The 17,794-nt window shown below is 37.1% G+C and carries 22 protein-coding genes; 15 read left to right on the top strand and 7 right to left on the bottom strand.

All coding sequences use genetic code 11. From position 1 onward, the window contains the following. Positions 1-99: 99 nt before the first annotated feature. On the bottom strand, positions 100-297 hold the full coding sequence (locus ACXAE4_RS22875; RefSeq protein WP_013055689.1) for a cold-shock protein: 198 nt from the start codon (positions 295-297) through the stop codon (positions 100-102). Between the two features lie 423 nt (positions 298-720). On the opposite strand from ACXAE4_RS22875, the gene ACXAE4_RS22870 reads away from it, so the two are divergent. The 9 genes from ACXAE4_RS22870 to ACXAE4_RS22830 all read left to right on the top strand — a co-directional run bounded on the left by ACXAE4_RS22870 (position 721) and on the right by ACXAE4_RS22830 (position 7,602). Then, the gene (locus tag ACXAE4_RS22870; protein ID WP_033578197.1) at positions 721-1,353 is read left to right on the top strand and encodes an NAD(P)-dependent oxidoreductase; all 633 of its coding nucleotides are present in this window, start codon (positions 721-723) and stop codon (positions 1,351-1,353) included. A gap of 173 nt (positions 1,354-1,526) precedes the next feature. Next, complete coding sequence (locus tag ACXAE4_RS22865; protein ID WP_049163085.1) at positions 1,527-2,513, top strand: Gfo/Idh/MocA family protein; 987 nt, start codon at positions 1,527-1,529, stop codon at positions 2,511-2,513. 573 nt (positions 2,514-3,086) lie between these two features. Next, positions 3,087-3,629, top strand: a complete 543-nt coding sequence (locus tag ACXAE4_RS22860) for a peroxiredoxin (RefSeq protein ID WP_014461319.1) — start codon at positions 3,087-3,089, stop codon at positions 3,627-3,629. A gap of 116 nt (positions 3,630-3,745) precedes the next feature. Further along, positions 3,746-4,189: a TlpA family protein disulfide reductase gene (locus ACXAE4_RS22855; RefSeq protein ID WP_013055693.1), complete on the top strand. Its 444-nt coding sequence runs from the start codon at positions 3,746-3,748 to the stop codon at positions 4,187-4,189. Positions 4,190-4,337: 148 nt separating this feature from the next. Continuing rightward, on the top strand, positions 4,338-4,472 hold the full coding sequence (locus ACXAE4_RS22850) for a hypothetical protein (RefSeq protein WP_261765784.1): 135 nt from the start codon (positions 4,338-4,340) through the stop codon (positions 4,470-4,472). 242 nt (positions 4,473-4,714) lie between these two features. Beyond that, a complete protein-coding gene (locus ACXAE4_RS22845; RefSeq protein ID WP_048020133.1) occupies positions 4,715-5,326 on the top strand; it encodes a sigma-70 family RNA polymerase sigma factor in 612 nt (203 codons plus the stop codon). Next, the gene (locus ACXAE4_RS22840) at positions 5,319-5,465 is read left to right on the top strand and encodes a YvrJ family protein (RefSeq protein ID WP_013055696.1); all 147 of its coding nucleotides are present in this window, start codon (positions 5,319-5,321) and stop codon (positions 5,463-5,465) included. Before ACXAE4_RS22845 ends, ACXAE4_RS22840 begins: the two co-directional genes overlap by 8 nt. A gap of 4 nt (positions 5,466-5,469) precedes the next feature. Continuing rightward, positions 5,470-5,697 (top strand): helix-turn-helix domain-containing protein, encoded by a 228-nt coding sequence (locus ACXAE4_RS22835; RefSeq protein WP_014461317.1) that lies wholly within the window; start codon positions 5,470-5,472, stop codon positions 5,695-5,697. A 372-nt stretch (positions 5,698-6,069) separates the two neighbouring features. After that, positions 6,070-7,602: a diguanylate cyclase domain-containing protein gene (locus tag ACXAE4_RS22830; RefSeq protein WP_261765783.1), complete on the top strand. Its 1,533-nt coding sequence runs from the start codon at positions 6,070-6,072 to the stop codon at positions 7,600-7,602. A 28-nt stretch (positions 7,603-7,630) separates the two neighbouring features. On the opposite strand, the gene ACXAE4_RS22825 is transcribed toward ACXAE4_RS22830, so the two are convergent. The 5 genes from ACXAE4_RS22825 to ACXAE4_RS22805 all read right to left on the bottom strand — a co-directional run bounded on the left by ACXAE4_RS22825 (position 7,631) and on the right by ACXAE4_RS22805 (position 9,906). Beyond that, on the bottom strand, positions 7,631-7,804 hold the full coding sequence (locus tag ACXAE4_RS22825) for a twin-arginine translocase TatA/TatE family subunit (protein WP_013055701.1): 174 nt from the start codon (positions 7,802-7,804) through the stop codon (positions 7,631-7,633). A gap of 73 nt (positions 7,805-7,877) precedes the next feature. After that, complete coding sequence (locus ACXAE4_RS22820; RefSeq protein ID WP_033578200.1) at positions 7,878-8,192, bottom strand: DMT family transporter; 315 nt, start codon at positions 8,190-8,192, stop codon at positions 7,878-7,880. A 1-nt stretch (position 8,193) separates the two neighbouring features. Next, positions 8,194-8,535 (bottom strand): quaternary ammonium compound efflux SMR transporter SugE, encoded by a 342-nt coding sequence (sugE, locus tag ACXAE4_RS22815; protein WP_028412237.1) that lies wholly within the window; start codon positions 8,533-8,535, stop codon positions 8,194-8,196. A 42-nt stretch (positions 8,536-8,577) separates the two neighbouring features. After that, complete coding sequence (locus ACXAE4_RS22810) at positions 8,578-9,168, bottom strand: TetR/AcrR family transcriptional regulator (protein ID WP_154989489.1); 591 nt, start codon at positions 9,166-9,168, stop codon at positions 8,578-8,580. 84 nt (positions 9,169-9,252) lie between these two features. Continuing rightward, complete coding sequence (locus ACXAE4_RS22805; RefSeq protein WP_034269809.1) at positions 9,253-9,906, bottom strand: hypothetical protein; 654 nt, start codon at positions 9,904-9,906, stop codon at positions 9,253-9,255. A 908-nt stretch (positions 9,907-10,814) separates the two neighbouring features. Here ACXAE4_RS22805 and pgsB point away from each other — a divergent pair. The 6 genes from pgsB to ACXAE4_RS22775 all read left to right on the top strand — a co-directional run bounded on the left by pgsB (position 10,815) and on the right by ACXAE4_RS22775 (position 17,198). Beyond that, positions 10,815-11,996, top strand: a complete 1,182-nt coding sequence (pgsB, locus tag ACXAE4_RS22800) for a poly-gamma-glutamate synthase PgsB (protein WP_014461310.1) — start codon at positions 10,815-10,817, stop codon at positions 11,994-11,996. Positions 11,997-12,012: 16 nt separating this feature from the next. Beyond that, complete coding sequence (gene pgsC / locus ACXAE4_RS22795; protein WP_013055707.1) at positions 12,013-12,462, top strand: poly-gamma-glutamate biosynthesis protein PgsC; 450 nt, start codon at positions 12,013-12,015, stop codon at positions 12,460-12,462. Positions 12,463-12,502: 40 nt separating this feature from the next. Beyond that, positions 12,503-13,699 (top strand): CapA family protein, encoded by a 1,197-nt coding sequence (locus ACXAE4_RS22790; RefSeq protein ID WP_028412240.1) that lies wholly within the window; start codon positions 12,503-12,505, stop codon positions 13,697-13,699. Between the two features lie 29 nt (positions 13,700-13,728). Then, the gene (locus tag ACXAE4_RS22785; RefSeq protein WP_028412241.1) at positions 13,729-15,291 is read left to right on the top strand and encodes a gamma-glutamyltransferase family protein; all 1,563 of its coding nucleotides are present in this window, start codon (positions 13,729-13,731) and stop codon (positions 15,289-15,291) included. A 20-nt stretch (positions 15,292-15,311) separates the two neighbouring features. Further along, on the top strand, positions 15,312-15,515 hold the full coding sequence (locus tag ACXAE4_RS22780; RefSeq protein ID WP_014461308.1) for a CapE family protein: 204 nt from the start codon (positions 15,312-15,314) through the stop codon (positions 15,513-15,515). Between the two features lie 123 nt (positions 15,516-15,638). Beyond that, positions 15,639-17,198, top strand: coding sequence for a gamma-glutamyltransferase family protein (locus tag ACXAE4_RS22775; RefSeq protein WP_154973452.1), 1,560 nt, complete (start codon positions 15,639-15,641; stop codon positions 17,196-17,198). Positions 17,199-17,224: 26 nt separating this feature from the next. On the opposite strand, the gene ACXAE4_RS22770 is transcribed toward ACXAE4_RS22775, so the two are convergent. Continuing rightward, entirely contained in the window at positions 17,225-17,674 is a 450-nt protein-coding gene (locus tag ACXAE4_RS22770) for a staygreen family protein (protein ID WP_028412243.1), read from the bottom strand. Positions 17,675-17,794: the final 120 nt, after the last annotated feature.

The raw sequence follows: 17,794 nt of genomic DNA, 5'->3' as shown, positions 1-17,794 counted from the left end.
ATATACGAATGAAAAAGGATAAAGTTTCATAAAATGTAATAAAAAACAAAAAAAGAGCATAAAAAGAAGCTGTCACATTAGTGACAGCTTCTTAATCAATTACTTTTGAACGTTAGCAGCTTGTGGTCCACGAGCTCCATCTTCGATTTCAAATGTAACTTCTTGACCTTCTTCAAGTGATTTGAAACCTTCGCCTTGGATAGCTGAGAAGTGTACGAATACGTCGTCTTGTCCTTCTACTTCGATGAATCCAAAACCTTTTTCTGCATTAAACCATTTTACTTTACCTTGTACCATTGTAGTACCTCCTGTGTGGAAAATCCACGAATATATTACTATCTCTGCTCAATTTCAATAAGAATCACTTTAAAGAAAGTCTTTCTATTTGTTAACACCGAACAAGAAATAATATACCTAGTATAACACTTTTTTATAAAAAAGAAACCTTTTTTCATAAAAAAGTACTCTGAGATAAAAATAAGTTGAAAATATGGGAATATTTTGAAATAGTAAATAAGCTATTGTTTTGTGGATTTTTTAGCGATCCCTAAAATCTTTTATCTCGTAAAAAAATGAATAGTGAGGTTGACAAATTGAATAATGTGTAACTATAATGGTTACAACGAGCTGAAAAGAAATAGCAGTGTTATAAAAGCTCAAATTTTTTTGTGTAATGTGTAACTATTGTGGTTACAACAAAAATAAAAGGAGAGAATAAAAATGAAAATTGGCGTTATTGGAGCAACAGGAAAAGCAGGTCAATTAATTATGGAAGAAGCAAAACAGAGAGGACATGAAGTAACAGCCATTGTTCGAAATGCTTCTAAACTAAAAAATCAAACAAACGTAATTGAAAAAGATATTTTTGTCATTACTTCAAAAGACATTGAACAGTTCGATGCTGTGGTAGACGCATTTAATGCACCTCCCGGAAGCGAACAGATGCACGTTGAGTCTATACAATCACTTATTAAAGCATTTCAAGGTGTTCAAACGCGACTCGCAGTAGTGGGCGGTGCAGGAAGTTTATTTGTAGATGAAGAAAAAACAATGCCTTTAATGAGCACAGAAGGTTTTCCAGCAGCTTATTATCCAACGGCTTCAAATATGGGCAAAGGTTTAAAAGAACTAGAAAAATCAACTATAGATTGGACTTATTTAAGCCCAGCTGCTTTTTTTGACCCAGAAGGTGCTCGCACTGGAGCCTATCAATTAGGAAAAGATCACGTGATTACAAATAGTCAAAATGAAAGCTATATTAGCTATGCTGATTATGCGATTGCTTTAATAGATGAGTTAGAGAATAAAAACTATGTAAACGAACGTTTTGCTGTAGTGGGTGAGAAAGCATAAGCTTACGTTTGAGTCATATAAAAAAACAGCTTACATTTGTTGTGAGCTGTTTTTTTATATAGAACAAAATAGATATAAAGCAACGGAAAATGGTATAGATTTTGTATTATTTCTTCGTTTTTCTTTTTAAAAACGATACAATACAACATAGATGATAAAAAGGAGATGAAAAGATGATTCGTTTTGGCGTAATAGGAACAAACTGGATAACAGATCGACTGTTAGAATCAGCTCAGTATGTAGACGACTTTCAGCTTGCAGCTGTTTATTCTCGAACCATTGAAAAAGCAGAAGCATTTGCAGGTAAATATGATATTCCTCATATATTTACTGATTTGGAGGAAATGGCAGCGAGTGCTAAAATTGATGCCGTGTATATTGCTACTCCAAATGCTTATCATGCGGAACAAGCTATCTTATTTTTGAAAAATAACAAGCATGTACTGTGTGAAAAACCGCTCGCAGCCAATGCAGCAGAAGTAACTCGCATGATTCAAGCAGCCAAGAATCACAATGTGTTACTAATGGAAGCGATGAAATCAACCCTTCTTCCTAACTTCAACGTGATTCAAGAGAACTTACATAAAATTGGTCCAATTCGAAAATACGTGGCATCTTACTGTCAGTATTCTTCTCGTTACGATAAATACAAAGAAGGTATCGTGCTTAATGCCTTTAAGCCAGAGCTTGCCAACGGTTCACTGATGGATTTAGGTGTATATTGTCTGTATCCTCTGATTACGTTGTTTGGAGGGCCTCATAAAATAAAGGCAACGGCGTTTATGCTAGAATCTGGAGTAGATGGAGAAGGGTCAGTTGCTTTAGAGTACGAAGATCGCGACGCGGTCATCATGTATTCTAAGATTACAAATTCGCATTTACCAAGTGAAATTCAAGGAGAAAAAGGCAGTATGATTATTGACAAAATACATACTGCTGAAAAGGTAGAAATTCGATACAATGACGGACGGGTAGAAGAGTTAACGGTCGATCAGCCTTACCCTGCTATGTACTACGAAATAAATGAATTCGTAGAGCTGTTAAAGCAAGGAAAGATGGAATCGGACACAAATTCTTATGAAAATTCGTATCTAACAATGCATGTGATGGATAAAGTGCGAGAGCAAATCGGTCTTGTATATCCAAATGATAAGAAATAAATAAAAGAGGCTGGACAAAAGTAGTTTAGTTGAAGGAAGATCCGAACGAGTTTGATTCTTGATGGAGAATCAAACTCGTTCGGATTTTTTTATGGGTAGGGTAAAAGCAGGTTTTAAGTAACAAGTAGTGACCCTTATTAGATGATTTATACCATTTGTTCGTCTCTAAATTGGATTTAGATCGTTATGTCTCATTCTCTTTTATTGTAGTTATAAAGAGCATAATTGAGATTTGAAATCTTGTTGCAGCACACTGCAAAAGCAAATATGTTGAAACAAGGGAAGTTTTTTAGTATCTTCTATGTTCATTCATCCCTGCATACATAGGATTAATCAAAGGAAAGAATAAAAAGAGTGAGAAATATTCGATAATCAATCCTAGATTAAAATGATTATAAAAAAGTATTGACTATAATAATAGCTCGTGTATAATAAAGAATGTAATCAATAGTTATTACTAGTTTATAATGATACTAATAATCGTTATCAAATAGTAAATAGTGCTGATTGCATTAAAAATAATACATACAAGCATAGGCTTGTTAAATACATTGTACAAGGAGAGGTTTTGACATGGCAGAACGTATGGTAGGAAAACAAGCACCACGCTTCGAAATGGAAGCTGTACTTGCAAATAAGGAATTTGGAAAAGTAAGTTTAGAAGAAAATATGAAAAACGGTAAATGGACAGTATTGTTCTTCTATCCAATGGACTTTACATTCGTATGTCCAACAGAAATTACAGCCCTATCAGATCACTACGAAGAGTTTGAGGATCTAGATGCTGAAGTGGTAGGTGTTTCTACAGATACAATTCATACTCACTTAGCTTGGATTAACACAGATCGTAAAGATAATGGGCTTGGAGATTTAAATTATCCATTAGCTGCAGATCCAACTCATGCAGTAGCACGTGATTACGGCGTATTAATTGAAGAAGAAGGCGTAGCGCTTCGCGGATTATTCATTATTAATCCAGAAGGTGAATTACAATATGCAGTTGTAAACCATAACAACATCGGCCGCAGCGTAGAAGAAACATTACGTGTACTTCAAGCACTTCAAACTGGCGGACTTTGCCCAGCTAACTGGAAACCAGGTCAAAAAACACTTTAATAAATAACGGTAGAGTAGAGGAGAACTTCCTCTACTGCTGCCATTAAAATAGAAAAGATAGTTTTCTAATTATAAAAGACGGAATATTCAGTTTTATTTATGAGGAGGATTTTAACATGAAATTACGTGAACAAATGCCTGAATTAACTGGAGCAACATCTTGGATTAACGACGAAGTGACAAAGGAAGATTTAGTAGGTGATAAAGCAACGCTTATCCACTTTTGGTCAGTAAGCTGCCATTTATGTAAAGAAGCAATGCCTGAAGTTAATGATCTTCGTGATGAGTATGATGATCAATTGAATGTTGTAGCGGTTCATATGCCTCGTTCGGAAGATGACTTAGATATGGGTGTTATTGAGGCAATGGCAATGGGACACGATATTACTCAGCCAATTTATGTAGACAGTGAGCATAAGTTAACAGACGCTTTTGAAAATAAATATGTACCAGCATATTATGTATTTGATAAAGAAGGTCAGCTTCGTCATTTCCAAGCGGGTGGAAATGGAATGCCAATGCTTCGCAAACGTATCAATCGCGTTTTAGGAGAAGAATAATCTATACATGAAGAAGAAATAAAAAGGGCCGGGATAAAAATATTTTAGCCGAAGTGAAAAACGAAACACTGATCAACATGTTTGATTAGTGTTTCGTTTTTTTTGTTATGCAGAACGTAGATTTCATCTGTTTCGTTCCTTCTAGCAGTTGTTTAGAGGGCAAGGCGAAGACTCCTGCGGGAAAAGCGGAACAGGTGAGACCCCGCAGGAGCGCCAGCGACGAGGAGGCTCAGCGGCCGCCCGCGGAAAGCGAAGTCTTGCACGGAAATCAACTGCGGTGTAATAAGCAGTCCAGCTCATGTATCCTATTTGTTCGTCTTTAGATTGGATCCATTTCGTTATGTCTCAATCTCTTTTTTTATTTTTACTGAGTCGTTTTGATTATTAATGAGCATTTCATCATATTGACATAAAAAACCTAATATAGTTAAATTTATATAAGAACAAACGTTCGTTTTGGTGTTGTTATTTTACTCTTTTCTCCCTTTTTAATAAGTATAAGAAAAAAAGGAGGAGATTTGCACAATGACTCAGCTCTATTCGCAGCAAGAAAAGCGGCATGACAAAGAATGTACCTTTCATACATTTCTTACAAACCACAGCGCAACTCTTCAGACTCATATAATGAATACATTTTTGACACCAGAACGCTATGAGCGATTACAAAAAGCGGTTGTTAAAAATGATACAAAAGAACAAAGACTTCTAAACAAAGAATTTCATCAGTTTTATAGTGAAGTTAGATTGCTTCATTATATTAACAAGCTTTGCAGACATTATTCCAGAGATGTTATGCGTGTAAAAGAAAAAGAGCGTTCATATATTCCTCTTCGCCTGCAGCAGCCGGCTGCGCTAGATGGAAATCGAACAGTTGAAGATATGCTAGGAGTACAGGACGGAGCTGTATGGGAGCATGAATTTTTAGGAAATCAACTTGAAAATCGTATTCTTCATCATGCATTTCGCCAATTAACGGCCAAGCAGCAGTGTATGTTGCACTTGATTATTGTCGAACGCTGGACTCATAAAGAAATAGCTGCTTATTTTTCTATTTCTCAGCAAGCGGTTTCTAACCATTACCAACGTGCGCTAAGCAAGTTGAAAAAAATTATGAAGGTGAGTGATAGATATGTTTGATCCTCAATGGCTTCAACTTGTTGGAAACGTAGGATTTCCCGCTGTCCTTTCTTTTTATTTATTACTGCGTGTAGAAAATAATATAAAGCGACTTGAAGAAAAAGTGGAAGAATTAACAACTGACTTAAGAAAGAAGTGAAGAAATGGAAACTCTATACGAACTTGTAAATAAAGTGAAAGCTGGAGATGAAGAGGCATCAAGGCGTTTATTAAAAAAACTGGAACCCAAAATAAATAAAGCTGTTCAAAGCTTTTCACTGCATGATAGAGACGACGTAAAGCAAGATTTAAAGGTTAAAATTCTTTCCGCTGTTAAGACCTTCGATTTTTCTCAAACGCCAGGTCTTTGGGAATTTTTACATCAAAAATAAAAAAGAGCGCTCGTTTTATCGACGCTCTTTTTTTATTTTTGTCGCAGTTCGACTACTTACATTTCAGTGGAACACTCAAAAAACAGAAAATGGATAAATATTTTAAAAAAGGTAAAAGGTGATGTGTACACATAGAGTTTAGTAGTATACTAACAAGTAGAATTTCTTATGTAAAAAGAGGGAAGTCGTTTCTTCCGTATAGAGGATTGTCTGCAACGAATATAGTATAGAAGCGTTTTATTTAATGAAGAAAAAAATAGTGCTGTTCGATAAATCAAACAGTACTAGTTATAAAAAAGCAGCTGTAAACAATATGTAAGCTAAGAAGCCTATTGTTTTTGTTTTAGCTTTTGGAAAGAGGTGAAGAATAGAGTGAGTCAACTTCTCTTTAATATCACGTTAATTATTTCTTTCTTGTTTGCTGCGAGTATAGTTCGAGAGCAAATCATTTATAGAGTAGAAGGAATAAAACGGTATAAAATGTATCGCTTAATTTATTACGGATGTTCTTATGGACTATTAGGCAGCATTTTAATGATATATACAATTAAAATAGATTCTACTATTATTCTTGACCTTCGCTTTTTAGCGGTGACAATTGTTTGTCTTTATGCAGGAATGATACCGGCTATCATTGCAGCTTGTATTATAGGAGTAATGCGTTTGCTTTTATTTGGAATTACGGAAAGCGGAATAATAGGCGCTGCTACAATTATCGTAATGGCTTTACTGTCTGGGTGGACGGTTCGCTTACCTTATCGTCCATTTATTCGTTTTCAATTAATGAATTCTATTAGCTTGCTTTGCGTATTTTTCTCATTGTCCTTTCTTTTTAAAGATATGAAGCACGCCGCTGCGACTATCGTCTATTTACTCCCTGCTTCCTTTATAGGGGGGTGTTTAGTGTATCTAGCAGGTAGATATATATATGTATCTCGCGTAACGACAAGTCAGCATAAAAAACTGTCTAAAATGTTTTCGGTTATGGTTCAAAATGCAAAGACAGGTACCATGATTGAAACGCCGGAGCGCGAAGTAGCCGTTATTAATCAAACTTTTTGTGACATGTTTGATATACCCGGGCCTCCTAATCAATATGTTGGACTGGAAAGTAATCAGCTGTTTTTATCTCACGCTCCTATGTTGAAAGATCCTGCTAGGTTTTTAAAAACGGTAGAAAGCACCGTTTATTCAAAAGAGTCAATAGTAGATGAAGAAATTACGTTTATTAACGGTAAAATTTATGCGCGTGACTACATTCCAATCTATGAAGGTCACGTGTATATTGGCCACTATTGGGAATATCGAGATATTACGGAGAAAAAGAAGGCTGAGTGTGATCTTCTCAAAGCTAATAAAAAGCTTGAAATGCTGTCCATGAAAGATGGCTTAACGGGTCTGAACAACCGCCGATCTCTTGATAAACAGCTGGAAATCGAGTGGGAATACGCGCGGAAAGAAAAAGAGGCGCTTTCTTTTCTACTATTTGATATTGATTATTTTAAAGCGTATAACGATACCTATGGCCATATTCAAGGAGACGAATGCTTAAAAGAAGTAGCGAAGATCGCTAAAAGCGTTGTCTTTGACGAATCGGCTTTTGTCGCAAGATACGGAGGAGAAGAGTTTGGTATATTGCTTCCACGAGCTAATCAATATGAAGCGATAAAAATGGCAGAAGCGATTAGACAGCAAGTGGAGCAGCGTGGAATTGTCCACCAGGCTTCTGAAGTGTTTAAGTGTGTCACAATCAGCGTTGGAATAATGACAGTCGTTCCATCCGAAAACATACGACCCATTTCAATTGTTCATCAAGCAGATCAGGCTTTATATGAAGCAAAGCGTACGGGTCGAAATCGAATTTCAGTATATTCTCACCACAAAGAAGCTGACTCAAACGTTTGAGTCAGCTTTTAAAAGAGATATAAGCCTCTTATTTAGGAGGGGCTTTTTCTTTTTCGTCTTCTTCCATAATTCCTTTTGTAGCGTTTTTAAACTCTTTTAACGTTTTTCCAGCAGCTTTGCCTAATTCCGGCAGTTTCTTTGGACCAAAAAGCAATAGAGCGACAAATACAATTAAGGCAATTTCTCCAAACCCAAGGTTCATTGTCATCGTCTCCTATTTTTTGAAAGTGTTTACAAGTTTAGTATAGCACGAAAAGAGGGGAAGTAGTACACCCTTATCCGGTGATTTTAAGGCCGATTACACCTGCTACAATACAAAAAATAAATAGAATTCGACGCATATCTTTTGCTTCGCGAAAGAAAAGCATGCCGAGAAGTACACTTCCGGCAGCGCCTACTCCCGTCCATATACCGTAAGCTGTTCCAAGAGGTATTTCCTTTAACGCTAAGGAGAGAAGATAAAAACTTCCTGCACCGAAAAGGATAAATCCAATTGAAGGAAGCAATCGCTTAAATCCATCCGAAAGTTTTAAGAAAATCACAAATCCCACTTCGCAGAAACCGGCAGCTATTAATGCAATCCAGGCCATGTTAAGATTCCTCTCTTTCTGTTTCTTCAGTAGAAATTAACTTTAAACCGATAATTCCAAAAATCATTAATCCTAAAAATAAAATCTTTCCAATATTTACGCCTTCGTCTAAAACGGTCATACCGAGTATCGCTGTACCAGCAGCTCCTATACCAGTAAACACTGCATAAGCTGTTCCCACAGCAATTTTTTTTAAGGCATTTGAAAAGAAATAAAAGCTGATGACAATTGTGACGATCGTAATGATTGTTGGAGTTAATTCAGTAAATCCGTGTGAATATTTTAAGCCGATTGCCCATACAATCTCGAGCAAACCAGCGATAATAAGGTAAATCCAAGCCATTTTAATTCCTCCTTACATAATAATAAGCCCTTTTTACAGGGCCTATTTAGCGCGTATGCCTTCCCAAAATATTGTCCAAGCATCGTGGATTTTTTGATCATAATACTCTGGTTCATAGTAAAAGCGCTGAATGAACAGTCCGTCGGTTAAACAATAAAAGCTATTGATATACAAATCAATCGGACGTTCAATTATTTCGCCTTCAGCCATTCCCTGTGTAAAAATAGCATGCAGAATTTGATCAGACAATCGTTCGCTTCTTAAAAAAATAGCTTTTACTTCCGACTGCAAATGCTCAGGTGGAAACAAAATAAGACGACGGTACATCTGGCCAAAAGAATCTTTTTCAATCATCGTGCAGAAATCTACAACAAAGCAGTGAAGCTGTTCTTTAGCAGACTTTGTTTTATGCTGTTCGTATATAACAGATAACTTTGTTAAAAATAAATTCATTAAATCATGCACGGTTAGTAAAAATAAGTCGTCTTTGTTCTTAAAATGAGCGTACAGGGAAGGTTTTTTTATGCCTACTTTTGATGAGATATCAGCAAGCGATGTTTCTGTATAGCCTTTTTCTCCAAAGAGCTCCATTGCGGTAGCTCTAATTTTTTCTACAGTTGATAATTCACTCAAAAAAAGCTCCTCCTCAATCTAACTAACGGTCGTTAGGTAAAAGATATCAAATATAAAAAAAAGAAGCAAGGGAATCGCTTCTTTTTAATGTATTTTTACTAAATGACGCTGAGTTAAAAATAAAGAAAAGATAAAAATAAGCTCAAACGTATTTGTTACGGCTGTGCTTGGTATAGGAATTGACACGGCACTTCCTACAATCATCACGGCTACTCCAATCATCATGCTGCTCCACCTGGTCTTGCGAAATAAGGAAATTCCAACAAAAAGCAAAATAATCGCCACAATAAGAACCATAAGAGGGGGACCGGATGATCCCACTAATGTATAGCGAACAATGCCATATTCACGTACAACTTCCATACGCTGACTAATCGTCTCGATTATTTCATAGCTAATTAAGGCAAACGTAGTCAGCAAAAAAACAATGCCGGCAACAGGTTTTTTAGCCCATGTAATCGTCGAATATTTCGCTACGCCATACGCAAAGAGCACCAAAGTAGGGGTAAATAAAGCGTGAAACCAAAAGCGAAGCATGCTGAGTGAACGTAAAGTATCGCCTTCACCGATAAATGAACCAATCCCAATCATTACATTATCGTAAATTAGTCCAGCTATTACTAAAGGAAGAAAGAGCATGTAAAACGGCGAAGTGTTTTTTCGTACTACATATATGCTAAAGAAAAACAGGACAATGTAGCAAAAAGAAAATAGAAAATAAAGGATTGTATCAACCATTGTTTTCCTCCTTTTGATGATACTTCTTTTTTTTATGATAACATCATATGCCAAAAAAGTGAGAAATCATGCATTTTTCTAGGCAATCTTAACGGACGAAAGCTGCCTTTATCGGTAGAAAGATTCAGAAAATATTGAAATAAAAATAGGAAAAGAGGCCATAGTCAAGAGATTTAGATTTACTGAATTGATTATTAAATAAAGGAAATCTATAAAATAACAACAAAAGCACTAGGTACATATGGAGTCTAAATGCTTATAAAATTAGAAAAAAATATTTAATGTCCTTTCTATTTAAGTAAGTTAAATGTAAGCAGAAAATGATAAATAAATGTATTTTTTTTACTTTTATATCTATCTATCATCCTCACAAGTACGGTTGTTAGACAAATTCAATTGGTATATCCATAAAAAGGAATTAATGGGATAAACTATTTTTTATTCCACCTTTATATTACAAAACGTTTTCTAAAGTTAAGAAATTTTTAATTACGTAATATTTCCGTGTGTTAATTGTAAGAGTGATGTATAAAATATTCCTGTTGTTATGGTAAAAAAAGGTATCAATGGGATTTTTCTAGGTAAATAAACTTTAGACCTATTCTGTAAATTTTAAATAAAACGATGAGTTTTTAATTCTGTAAATAGACAATCGGAATTGTAAGAATATATAACATTTGAGCTATTGACCACTAATGAGCGCAGATGATAGTTTTAGAGCTGTTGAAATTGGTACTCGAGTCCATTTTTCAAAGCAGGTGTTTTAGCAGCATGCTAGCGCTGTTAATTGATTAGCTCCCATACATATATAAAGGGAGTGAAACTATGAAATCGTATATCTATCATTATGAATCAAAAGCATTCATAACGTATCCAACAGGAGAAGTTTGGAAGGAGAAGAATGAAACATGATCTTAATTATCCTATGCTGCCTATTTTTAGTAGGGTATGGCGTTTGGGAGTATCGCAGACATTTACGCAAGCTGCATTCAATTCCTGTACGAGTGAATGTTAATGGTATTCGCGGAAAATCCACCGTTACACGATTGATTACAGGTATTGTAAAAGAAGCAGGTTACAAAACAGTAGGGAAAACGACAGGAACACAAGCGCGTATGATCTACTGGCATACAAGTGAAGAAGAACCAATTATTCGTCGTAAAGAAGGTCCGAACATTGGAGAACAGCGACGAGTGGTAAATGAAGTTGCCGATATTGGCGCGGAAGCTCTTATTTGTGAATGTATGGCGGTACAGCCTGATTATCAAATCACATTCCAAAATCAGCTGATTCAAGCCAAGGTAGGCGTTATTGTAAACGTACTAGAAGATCACATGGATGTAATGGGTCCAACTCTAGATGAAGTTGCTCAAGCGTTCACTGCTACTATTCCTTATGATGGCCACCTTGTTACAATTGAAGGTCCATATTTGGAATATTATAAAAAAATAGCCGCAGAGCGCAACACAAAGGTTATTGTAGCTGACAATGATAAAGTATCTGAAGCGTATTTACGTGAATTTGATTATATGGTTTTCCCTGATAATGCTTCCATCGGTTTAGCAGTAGCAGAAGCACTTGGCATCGATGCTGAAACAGCGATGAGAGGAATGTTAAATGCCCAGCCTGACCCAGGAGCTATGAGAATTACAACGTTTGGCGATGAAAAAAATCCAGCATTTTTAGTGAATGGATTTGCTGCCAACGACGCTTCTTCCACGCTTCGTATTTGGGAACGTGTAGATTCAATGAACTATAGTGAAAAGCTTCCTATTGTCATTATGAACTGCCGTCCGGACCGTGTAGATCGCACCGAGCAATTTGCTGAAGATGTAATGCCGTACATTGAAGCGGATGTAATGATTGCAATTGGTCAGACGACCTCACCAATCGCTGCTGCACACCAAAGAGGCGAATTGCCAACAAAAGAATTCTGGGATATGGAAGGCGCTTCTACAGAAGAAATTTTAGAGCGCATGAAGCCTTATTTAAAAGATCGTATCGTATACGGTGTCGGAAATATCCACGGTTCAGCCGAGCCGCTTGTTGAAGCTATTATTGAAATGAAAAAGATGAGAAAAGCAGTTTAATCTAGGAGGCCATTTCATGTTCGGATCAGATTTATATATTGCCCTTGTGTTAGGGGTTACATTAAGCTTAATTTTTACAGAAAAAACGGGCGTATTGCCAGCCGGTCTTATCGTACCGGGGTATTTAGCTCTTGTATTTGATCAGCCAATTACCATTTTAATGATTTTCTTAATTAGTATTTTAACGTATGTTATCGTCGTGTACGGAATCTCAAAAGTAGTTATTTTATATGGACGTCGCAAATTTACAGCGATGTTAATTACGGGTATTGTGATTAAAGTTGCATTTGATTATTTCTTCCCGATCTTGCCGTTTGAAGTGTTTGAATTACGCGGAATTGGTATCATTGTACCGGGCTTAATTGCAAATACAATGCAAAAGCAAGGTCTTCCTTTAACAGTTGGAACAACGGTTTTATTAAGTGGTGTAACATTTGGAATTATGCAAGTTTATTATTTATTTTAATACACAAACAAACCGCAGCTGGTAAAGGAAGGTGAAAGCGTTGAAAGAGAAAAAATTAAACTTTCAAGAAAAAGTATTGATGTTTATAAAGAAAACAAAGCCTACAACGGGCAAGCAAGCTCTTATCTTAACGCCAATTTTAATCGTAATTTTAGCTCTTTCAGGATGGATGGAGCGTTCGGACGCTCTTGAAAACCCTGAGACGGCTAATCCAGAGGCCAATAATGATTTAACGATGACTATGGTCGGAGACATTATGATGGGTCGCCATGTAAGAGAAGTAACTGAACGCTACGGAGAAGATTTTGTATTCCGCAACGTGGAGCCGTTCTTTAAAAATTCGGATTACGTAAGCGGGAACTACGAAACGCCGATTTTAACAAACGACGTAGATTCATATAAAGCAATGGAAAAAGGTATTCATTTATATAGTAAGCCTGCTGATCTAGCGACCGTTAAAAATGCAGGTTTCGACGTATTAAACTTAGCGAACAACCATTCAATGGACTACAGTGCAAAAGGGTTAGAAGATACGATCTCTACTTTTGAAGCAAACAAATTAGATTTTGTTGGTGCTGGCCGTAACTCTGAAGAAGCAAAGCATATTTCATATAAAGATGCTGACGGCATCCGCATTGCAACCGTAGGGTTTACGGATGTACATTCAGACGGAATGTCCGCTGGAAAAAACAACCCAGGTATTTTAAAAGCAGATCCGGATCTTATTTTCAGCACGATCCAGCAAGCGAAAGCAAATGCTGATTTAGTTGTAGTAAATGCCCACTGGGGTGAAGAATACGATGCACAGCCAAGTCCTCGTCAAGAAGGACTAGCAAAAGCGATGGTAGACGCTGGTGCGGACATTATCATCGGTCACCATCCGCACGTTCTACAGTCATATGACGTATATAAAGGTTCGGTTATTTTCTATAGCCTAGGAAACTTTATCTTTGACCAAGGGTGGTCAAGTACGAAAAATACAGCGATGGTTCAGTATCATTTAAACAAGCAGGGCCAAGCTAAAATTGATGTTATTCCAATGGTTATTAAAGCAGGTACACCAACTCCAACGGATAACCCTTGGCGCATGAAGCGTATTTATAACGATTTAAACAAGTTTTCTTCAAACCCTGAACTGTTAGAAAAAGAACGAAACAAGTTTGAATTAAACTTAGATCATTCTCGCATTATAAAACATGCAGAGGAGCGCAAAAAGAAAGAAGCACAAGCTAACTAATAGCCCGTCATACACAGAGGAGGTAAAAGATGATAAATAAACGTAATACGATTATTGTTTCCATTGTCATCTTTTCACTCATAGTAGGTGTATGTGTTTATCAATTTATGTTTCCAAAACAAGAATATGCAGTAAGTACTTCAGATCCTCGCGCCACAAAAGTAGGTATGGAAATTCTTAAACAAGGCGGTACAGCAGTTGATGCAGCTATTGCCATTTCCTACACGCTTGGTGTTGTGGAACCGTACGGATCAGGACTTGGGGGAGGCGGCGGAATGCTGATTGATCCAGCAGATGCCTCTCCAACATTTATTGACTACCGAGAAATTGCACCTAAGAATGATAAAGAAGATGAGATTGGCGTACCAGGGTTCGTCGCTGGTATGGATTATATTCAGCACCACTACGGATCTCTGTCGATGAGCAAACTAATCGACCCGGCCATTAACTATGCCGAGAAGGGGTACAAAGTGGACAAAGATTTGCACGATAGGCTGGTTTCATACAAAGGTAATGTGAATGAAGATGAAATTCCTAGCTTTTACCCAGATAAAGACGCCATTAACACAGGTGAAATTGTCAAACAGCATGAATTAGCGAACACGCTGCAAAAGATTAAGGAAGAAGGGCCAAATGCTTTTTATAGAGGGAAAATTGCAGACGATATTACAGAAGAAACGAAAGTAAGTCACAAAGACTTGCGAAAGTATGCGCCTGTTGAGCGCAAACCTCTATCAACTAATTATAAAGGTCATCAAATTATTTCAGCACCTCCTCCTTTTGCTGGTGCTACGCTCATTCAAATGTTAAAAATGACGGATCAAGAAGATATTTGGAAGCTGAAGGAATCGCATCCTAGTCTTTATTATCATTTTCTTGGTCAAATTTCAAAAGTAGCTTATCAAGACCGCTTGAAGAAAATTGCCGATCCGGCTTTTATAAAAGAAACGCCAAATGATTGGATCGACGATCACTACGTGCATTTACTTCGTAATAAATTAAATAATACTGAAACAGATCACACCAAAGTAAGCGACGTCGAAGAACATGAAAGTACCACTCATTTTGTTGTGATGGACGGTGACGGAACCGTTGTATCGACAACGAATACGCTGAGTAATTTCTTCGGCAGCGGTGAATATGTAGATGGATTCTTTTTGAATAATACGCTCAATACGTTTGGACAAGGAATTAACAAGCGTGAACCTGGTAAGCGTCCAAGAACATTTACAGCCCCTACCATTATTCGTGAAGGTGATGAATGGGTAATGTCGATTGGCACACCGGGAGGAAATCGTATTCCGCAAGTGTTAACGCAAGTAATTGGGGATTATTTTGAGGACAAAGATTCCATTAAAAAGGCAGTAGAAAACAAGCGTGTGATTTTTGATTCTCATAAGTTTTATTCAGAAGCTAAGCTTAAACAGTCAACTAAAGATGGTTTAAAAACGTACGGCTATGACTTAAAAAACAATGATAACGCGATGTTTTACGGAGGCGTTCAAGCTCTTGTGAAAGACTTAAAGAAAAATAAAATTCAAGGTGACGCTGATCCGCGCCGCCACGGTTTATGGGAAAAAAGTACAGACTAATTTAATTGGAGGAATAGAAAATGATCGCAAAACGTATCGTAGGGATTGTAGGACCAATTGCTATTGTAGCAGGAGTAGTAGCAGGACTTGGAGCTTTAAAACATCCGGCAACTCTTTCAACAGATGAACAGCAAAAAATCGAAAATAACGTAAAAATGATTGAACAAACAAAATCTGCTGCTACAGATGCAGTAAATGATGCTGCAGCAGCTTCTGGGAAATAAAACATATATAGTAATAAAAAGGCATCGTCCGGGGCGATGTCTTTTTTGTGTGCAATTTAATTTATGGATAAAAATGAAAGCGCTTCACAAAATATACATATGAGTAAAAATGGAGGGGAATGTGTGAATAAAAAATTACTGTTATTTAATATTGTTGCTGTTTTGTTGTTAATCGGGGTTATAGCCGCTTTTTTTATGACTCAATCTACAGATCTTAGTCCTAAAAAGCTGCTTAAAAAAAATAATGATCATTCTTATGGTGTGAGTTCATCGAATTCTCTGGCAGCAAATGTAGGGATGGACGTATTAAAAGAAGGCGGGAATGCAGTAGATGCGGCCATTGCTATTTCGTATGCCCTCAATGTAGTCGAACCTTTTGGATCCGGAATTGGCGGAGGTGGAGGTATGCTGATTGCCAAAAAAGATCAGCCTGCTACCTTTATCGATTACCGGGAAACCGCTCCAACTTCTATGAGCGGTAAAAACGGCGTGCCGGGATTTGTGGCTGGCATGGAATATATTCAGCAGAAGTATGGCACAAAATCAATGAGTGATTTAATTCAGCCGGCCGTTGAATACGCTGAAAAAGGGTTTGAAGTAGACTCTCTTTTATCTTCGCGATTGTATTATTCTAGAGGAAGGATGGATGTGGATGATCTATCTGCTTTTTATCCGAAGGGAGAAGCAATCGAAGAAGGAGAAACGCTGTCCCAGCCAGTGTTGGCTAAAACGTTAATTAAGATTCAGCGAGAAGGTGCATCTGCATTTTATAAAGGAGATTTGGCACAAGATCTTGCTGATGCAACGCCTATTTCTAAAAAAGACCTATCTTCCTATCAAGTGACAGAAACCAAGCCTGTCGTTTCTGCTTACAATGGAACGGAAGTGATTTCAGCGCCTCCGCCTTTTTCCGGGATTACACTGATTCAAATGTTAAAAATGGCAGAGAAAGAAAATCTTGAAACAATGCCTGACAAAGACTATTACGAAACGATGAACAGAATTAAAAAAGCAGCTTACTCCGACCGGTTAAAACAAATCGGCGATCCTGACTTTCATAATCAAAACTCAAGTGAGTTAGTTAGTGATGATTATATAACAAACCTGGTCAATCACCCGACAAGTTCTTCAGGTGAAGGGGATGAAGAACACGAAAGTACAACACATTTTGTAGTTATTGATTCAGAAGGAACCGTCGTATCAACAACCAATACGTTAAGTAACTTCTTTGGTACAGGCGAACAAGTTGACGGTTTTTTTCTTAATAACAATGCTGATACGTTTGGAAGCAAAGAACCGAATAATCGTGAGCCAGGAAAAAGAGCAAGAACCTTTACAGCTCCAACTATTATAAGAGAAAAAGGCGAGTGGGCGATGGGAATAGGTTCTCCTGGCGGAACACGGATTCCTCAAATTTTAACTCAGGTACTTTCTAAAAATCTTGAAGGAAATGAACCGCTTCAAGAAGCTGTAAATGAACCGCGATTTATTTTTGACGATTCGACTATTTATATAGAGCCTGATTTAGATACAAAAAATATCCCTTCTGCGTTTCGGATAGAAACAAAGGAAAGCGACGTCTTTTATGGAGGTATCCAAGCGTTAACCATTAATTTTCAAGATAAACAAATGGAAGGGGCGGGAGACCCTAGAAGAAATGGAGTTTGGAAAACAGGAGATTAACGAAGTAAAGATCCCTTCTCATATGCTTAGGCATAGTGAGAAGGCGTTTGAAAATATCGAATGGAATGAAATTCTTTGTCACTGGAATGAAAATGTACGTAAATGGGGGAACGATCTAAAGCAGGGTGAGCGTTGAAAAACGTGGCATCACCGTAGCGCAATGCTTTTAGTAAGTAAGGCATTTCTTGTTTGAAAATAGCATACCGTATGGCTTGAACAGACTTTTCCGTGTGTTCATTTCCAATAAATACGTATACATACAGCGTATCAACACCGTCTTTGTGGAGCCATTCGGCAAAAAGCTCATTTCGCTGTTCATTTAATTGATCAACAGCAAACTTTTCGTCGATCCAAAGAAATAAATCGTCTGTTTGTTCAGAATGGGTGAGCGTATAGCGACGCCCAATAAAAGGAAAGGTGGGCGTGCTTCCTTGCCGGTATGTGACGCTAAATTGCTGAGGATTAAAAGCAGACAAAGGGCATCTTCCTTTCACGCTTTTAAGTAGTTTATGCATAAAAAAGAGAAATTTCACACATTCGTCAAGAATTTTAAGCTGCTTTTTTTACATGCATACTTATGAAAAAGTTGTTACACT

Source organism: Priestia sp. ABM2_011, from assembly GCF_056158845.1.
This window is presented reverse-complemented; position numbering and strand designations above follow the sequence as displayed.

What these genes read in the sequence shown, in the direction of transcription:
- ACXAE4_RS22875 (WP_013055689.1), bottom strand. Translation starts at nt 297, where the DNA reads ATGGTACAAGGTAAAGTAAAATGGTTTAATGCAGAAAAAGGTTTTGGA.
- ACXAE4_RS22870 (WP_033578197.1), top strand. Translation starts at nt 721, where the DNA reads ATGAAAATTGGCGTTATTGGAGCAACAGGAAAAGCAGGTCAATTAATT.
- ACXAE4_RS22865 (WP_049163085.1), top strand. Translation starts at nt 1,527, where the DNA reads ATGATTCGTTTTGGCGTAATAGGAACAAACTGGATAACAGATCGACTG.
- ACXAE4_RS22860 (WP_014461319.1), top strand. Translation starts at nt 3,087, where the DNA reads ATGGCAGAACGTATGGTAGGAAAACAAGCACCACGCTTCGAAATGGAA.
- ACXAE4_RS22855 (WP_013055693.1), top strand. Translation starts at nt 3,746, where the DNA reads ATGAAATTACGTGAACAAATGCCTGAATTAACTGGAGCAACATCTTGG.
- ACXAE4_RS22845 (WP_048020133.1), top strand. Translation starts at nt 4,715, where the DNA reads ATGACTCAGCTCTATTCGCAGCAAGAAAAGCGGCATGACAAAGAATGT.
- ACXAE4_RS22840 (WP_013055696.1), top strand. Translation starts at nt 5,319, where the DNA reads ATGTTTGATCCTCAATGGCTTCAACTTGTTGGAAACGTAGGATTTCCC.
- ACXAE4_RS22835 (WP_014461317.1), top strand. Translation starts at nt 5,470, where the DNA reads ATGGAAACTCTATACGAACTTGTAAATAAAGTGAAAGCTGGAGATGAA.
- ACXAE4_RS22825 (WP_013055701.1), bottom strand. Translation starts at nt 7,804, where the DNA reads ATGAACCTTGGGTTTGGAGAAATTGCCTTAATTGTATTTGTCGCTCTA.
- ACXAE4_RS22820 (WP_033578200.1), bottom strand. Translation starts at nt 8,192, where the DNA reads ATGGCCTGGATTGCATTAATAGCTGCCGGTTTCTGCGAAGTGGGATTT.
- sugE (WP_028412237.1), bottom strand. Translation starts at nt 8,535, where the DNA reads ATGGCTTGGATTTACCTTATTATCGCTGGTTTGCTCGAGATTGTATGG.
- ACXAE4_RS22805 (WP_034269809.1), bottom strand. Translation starts at nt 9,906, where the DNA reads ATGGTTGATACAATCCTTTATTTTCTATTTTCTTTTTGCTACATTGTC.
- pgsB (WP_014461310.1), top strand. Translation starts at nt 10,815, where the DNA reads ATGATCTTAATTATCCTATGCTGCCTATTTTTAGTAGGGTATGGCGTT.
- pgsC (WP_013055707.1), top strand. Translation starts at nt 12,013, where the DNA reads ATGTTCGGATCAGATTTATATATTGCCCTTGTGTTAGGGGTTACATTA.
- ACXAE4_RS22785 (WP_028412241.1), top strand. Translation starts at nt 13,729, where the DNA reads ATGATAAATAAACGTAATACGATTATTGTTTCCATTGTCATCTTTTCA.
- ACXAE4_RS22780 (WP_014461308.1), top strand. Translation starts at nt 15,312, where the DNA reads ATGATCGCAAAACGTATCGTAGGGATTGTAGGACCAATTGCTATTGTA.